Genomic DNA, 4257 nt, shown 5'->3' on the forward strand with positions numbered 1-4257 from the left:
AAGTACCACTGGAGTAGAGCTGCGATTAGTATTCGTAACTAATCGCCGTAAATCTGACAACTATTTAGTCTTGGCGACGACTAAGACAGGGTTGCGGCCCACGGAAATCATTCAACTATACGCCCGCCGCTGGCAGATTGAAACTTATTTCAAAACCGCCAAGCAATATTTGCGCTTTGATCAGACACAAGTCCAAAATTACGACGGACTATGTGGTCACTTGGCAATTGTCATGATGACCTATGACCTGTTAGCTTGGGAGGAGCGACAAGAACAAGACGAACGAACTATTGGCGACCTGTTTTATATTATGAGTGCGGCCATGCCAGATTTGAACCTTACCGACATATTGGTATGGTTCGTTAAGATCTTAAACGAGCTCATTGAAACTGAACCAATTATTCCCACTCAGCTTCTGAAAGAAACTGTTGATCGGTTCATCAAACATTTACCACAAGTCGTTGCTAAACAGCTCCAGGCAGTCTAAAATTCACTAATTTGAATAGCCAGTTCCTTGATATAACAAGTGATTAAGCTCCTTTCCTGCTTTCAAGTTTTAGTTAGCTGCTGGAATCACTATGCCACTTGCGGCTTACCTTACTAATTCAGTGAAATTAAAGACACTTTTTACCACCACGATGACCATTTTTTTGGTTGGAACAATTATTTCAGCATTGGCACCGAACTTTACCTTGCTGTTGATTGGGCGACTAATTGAGGGAGTTGCGGTCGGTGTCAATATGCCGTTAATTCCCAATGTTCTTGCCCTGATTTTTTCTCCACGACACCGGGGAACGGTAATGGGCCTTGCCGGAATTATTATCAACTTCGGTCCGGCCGCCGGACCAACCGTTTCTGGAATCGTGGTTGATTATTTCAGTTGGCGAATGTTGTTTATTATTTTAATTCCGATCTGTATTCTCGTTCTGATTGCCACTCAATTATTCGTTAAAAACGTGATCCCATCCAAACCTTCTTCTCTTGATATTCCTTCTGTTTTAACTTCCATGGCTGGCCTGGCAATATTGCTATACAGTCTGGGGCGGGTTGGTGAAACTGGACGGTTAGATTGGCAGACTGTGATTCTCCAGGTAGCCGGAATCGCCATTATGGCTTACTTTGTCAAACGCCAACTCAAACTTGAAAAGCCATTGCTAGAAATGCGGGTCTTCAAAGCACCATCCTTCCGCCTTGGTGCAACGCTCGCTCTCCTTAACACCTCGTCCTTAATGGCGACCGAGCTAATACTGCCGCTCTTTAACCAGAACGTCCTCAAAGTCACGCCAACTATCTCTGGGTTAATGCTAATCCCGAGTGCCCTCGTGATGATGGTGGTTTCACCAATTGCTGGACGGCTTTATGACCAAATTGGGATTAAGAAGGTCGCCTTCCTCGGTTTTGGAATTGGTCTACTGACGACAATCCCGATGGCTTTTTACTCACCAACTACGAGTATATTTACCGTAACTGCCTTGTATGCATTACGTTGTGGAGGCCTTAACCTGGCATACTCACCAGTTAGCGTCTACGGCTTGAATGCTCTTTCCCAAGAATACGTTGTTTTCGGCAATACTTTGATGGTCAACATGAACCAAATTGCGGATGCCTTTGCTAATGCAATGGCTGCTACCTTGCAATCACTCGGTCAAAAGCACGGCATCGCCCACCAGCTCTCAAGCTCACTAGCAACACTTCAAGGCTTCCACTGGTCTTTCTGGTCCATCGCAGTACTCAATACCATTGCCTTCTGTCTCTTGTTCAAACTCAAGAACCATTCGACAGTGGAATTAAAGTAACTACAACGCCTCATGTACCATCTTAATATGGGGCGTAGTTTTATAAATAAATAGTTCTCCCTCACTGACAAAGCCGACTCGTTTATAAAAGTCTTCAACTTGGACCTGAGCCTCAATTTCAATCTTTCTGCCTGGGAACTCTTGTTGGATTGTTTGCATAATTTTATCCAACAACTGACCGCCAAGCCCTTGACCACGCACCTTATTGCTCGTCACAACCCGGCCAAATGATACCATGTTATCCTTCAAGAAAATTCGCGCATAGGCAACAATCTCTCCCTCATCATCACGGTAAAAAACATGAACAGCATTTTGATCCCGCCCATCAGGATCCTGGTAAATGCGCTGTTGGTCAACCACAAAAATCTGTGCCCGTAACGCAAGAAGTTAATAAAGATCGGTTACCGTTAATTCATTGAATCGTTTAACCTGCCACATGTTTAATCCATCCCTTTCTTGAAAAGTAGCTGATTAATTGTCTTGATACTTTGAAAATATTCTTTCTGCTCCGCGGGCGAAAGATCTTCAATCATCTTCTTAATCAGGTCATTCGATTTCTGATTGATATCTTCAAATACCGCGCGCCCATGTTCAGTCAGTGAAATATTAATCGACCGTGAATCCGTTGGTGACGGTGTCTTTTGTAAGATTCCCTTGTCTGCTAACCGTTTAATTGTCCGGCTGGCATAACTTTTATCCAGATGCAAGGCCCGGGTAACTGCCATCGGGGTATCGAGGTGGTTAACTGCTACTTCGATTAAGATCCGTCCCTCCGGCCAAGTCAGGTCAGTATCGAAAGTCCGTTTATTCAATACTCCTAAAACTTGGGTGTAGTGTCGATTAAATGCCCGGATACTATCAATTTCTTGATCGGCTAACATAGTTTGTCTGCCTCCTTACTGATGCTTTTTCACAAAAAGATTAAAGATAATGTTGTACTGAGCGCCTGCAAGACCAAATAATTCAATCTGCTCTTCAGTCGTCATGGTGTATGGGTATAGGGTTAATAAATGCTTGTTTAGCTCTTCCAAGTATAGATGTGAAAGTCCAGCCCTTTCCAGCCCTAAGACTGCTCGTTGGTCACGCAATAAGTAACGCCACACTTCACGCATGTACTCCTTTTGAAACCGTTCTTTAATTGTCTGGGGATGGTACTGCTGATCAAAGGCAGTTAATTCCTGTTGGATTAAAAAACGGACAAAATCTAATTTATCGGTAAAGTGCCGATAAAAAGTTGATCTTGCCACACCGGCAGTTTTTACCAACTGACTAATCGTAATTTCCTCAAAACTCTTTTGATCTAATAACTGTAATAGTGCTTCCTTTAACGAAGAAAAAATCACTTGTTTCTCTTCAGCTCGTTTTTGCATAGACATTTCCCTCTTCATTGTCCGACTAACATTAATTATCTCTCACTAAAATGATTATAAAGATAATGTTAGAAAGGTGTCTAAAATGAATCAAATAACAATTCAACAAATTTCTGTTAATCAGCAAACATTCACAGTTCGAACAGCTGGACTGGATAATAATGGTGACCTAGTGGTGTTACTCCATGGTTTCCCCGAAAGCTCGTTAATGTGGGAACCATTAATGCTTAAACTAGCGAATCAGGGATACCGGGTAATTGCCCCTAACCAACGCGGCTATTCTGCTGAGGCTAGACCACTGGGTGTTCAAAATTATACGATGAAGTTACTGGCTGCTGATGTTGTTGCGTTAGCCCACTTTTTCGGTTTTCAACAAAAATTTCACCTAGTAGGTCATGACATTGGAGCAGTTGTCGGTTGGACAACGGCAACCCTCTACCCACAACTATTGAAATCCTGGACTGCTCTTTCCGTTCCTAATTGGCCAGCATACATTTGGGCATTAGAAAATGATCCTGTCCAAAAAGAAAAGGGGCATTATGTTCATACCTTCCAGCATAAGCACATTCCAGAACTAATTCTTCGTGCATTTCACTACCGAGTATTAAGGAAACTATGGACCGGGTTCCCACAAGCAACGATTGACACTTACCTAGATCTCTTTTCAGAAAAAGGCGCGTTAACAGCAGTTGTTAACTGGTATCGCGCCCTTCTCCAACTACCGCAAATTAATTACAAACAGATCACTGTACCAACCAAATTTATTTGGGGTAATCAAGATCTTGCAATTGCTAGGAGTGGTGTTGAGCGAAACCGCCAATATATCAGTGGCCCTTATCAATTTGTCGAATTAGACGCTGGTCACTGGTTCATGGAATTCAACCGTGAAGAAATTTGTAAGCAAATCAGTGAACACATAAAAAAATATTCTTAAAAAATAATTGATTTTAGCCACAAATTATTAAATTACCCGGTTTGTAAAATTAAGTTAGAAACATAAAAAAGCCATCTGTGATAGACTTTTGAATAACCACAAACAAAAGCAAAGGATATCACAAATGACCTATCATCATCTTACCACACGCGAACTG

6 protein-coding genes are annotated in these 4257 nt (G+C 42.2%); 3 read left to right on the forward strand and 3 right to left on the reverse strand.

The genetic code is table 11. From position 1 onward, the window contains the following. The coding region (locus OCT58_RS09995) for a transposase (protein ID WP_267202689.1) at window positions 1–487 on the forward strand (487 nt) is incomplete at its 5' end. Window positions 488–572: 85 nt separating this feature from the next. Beyond that, entirely contained in the window at window positions 573–1796 is a 1224-nt protein-coding gene (locus OCT58_RS10000) for an MFS transporter (RefSeq protein WP_267202694.1), read from the forward strand. On the opposite strand, the gene OCT58_RS10005 is transcribed toward OCT58_RS10000, so the two are convergent. The 3 genes from OCT58_RS10005 to OCT58_RS10015 form a co-directional block, all read right to left on the reverse strand. After that, window positions 1797–2156 (reverse strand): GNAT family N-acetyltransferase, encoded by a 360-nt coding sequence (locus OCT58_RS10005; protein WP_267202690.1) that lies wholly within the window; start codon window positions 2154–2156, stop codon window positions 1797–1799. An 80-nt stretch (window positions 2157–2236) separates the two neighbouring features. Next, window positions 2237–2677 carry a MarR family winged helix-turn-helix transcriptional regulator gene (locus OCT58_RS10010; RefSeq protein ID WP_267202691.1) on the reverse strand — a complete coding sequence of 147 codons (441 nt, stop codon included), beginning with the start codon at window positions 2675–2677 and terminating at the stop codon, window positions 2237–2239. 15 nt (window positions 2678–2692) lie between these two features. Then, window positions 2693–3166: a TetR/AcrR family transcriptional regulator gene (locus OCT58_RS10015; protein ID WP_267202692.1), complete on the reverse strand. Its 474-nt coding sequence runs from the start codon at window positions 3164–3166 to the stop codon at window positions 2693–2695. Between the two features lie 85 nt (window positions 3167–3251). On the opposite strand from OCT58_RS10015, the gene OCT58_RS10020 reads away from it, so the two are divergent. Continuing rightward, complete coding sequence (locus OCT58_RS10020) at window positions 3252–4100, forward strand: alpha/beta fold hydrolase (protein ID WP_267202693.1); 849 nt, start codon at window positions 3252–3254, stop codon at window positions 4098–4100. The last annotated feature ends 157 nt before the right edge of the window (window positions 4101–4257 follow it).

The organism is Limosilactobacillus kribbianus (assembly GCF_026413145.1).
Lineage (GTDB): Bacteria > Bacillota > Bacilli > Lactobacillales > Lactobacillaceae > Limosilactobacillus > Limosilactobacillus kribbianus.

What these genes read in the sequence shown, in the direction of transcription:
- OCT58_RS10010 (WP_267202691.1), bottom strand. Translation starts at nt 2,677, where the DNA reads ATGTTAGCCGATCAAGAAATTGATAGTATCCGGGCATTTAATCGACAC.
- OCT58_RS10015 (WP_267202692.1), bottom strand. Translation starts at nt 3,166, where the DNA reads ATGCAAAAACGAGCTGAAGAGAAACAAGTGATTTTTTCTTCGTTAAAG.
- OCT58_RS10020 (WP_267202693.1), top strand. Translation starts at nt 3,252, where the DNA reads ATGAATCAAATAACAATTCAACAAATTTCTGTTAATCAGCAAACATTC.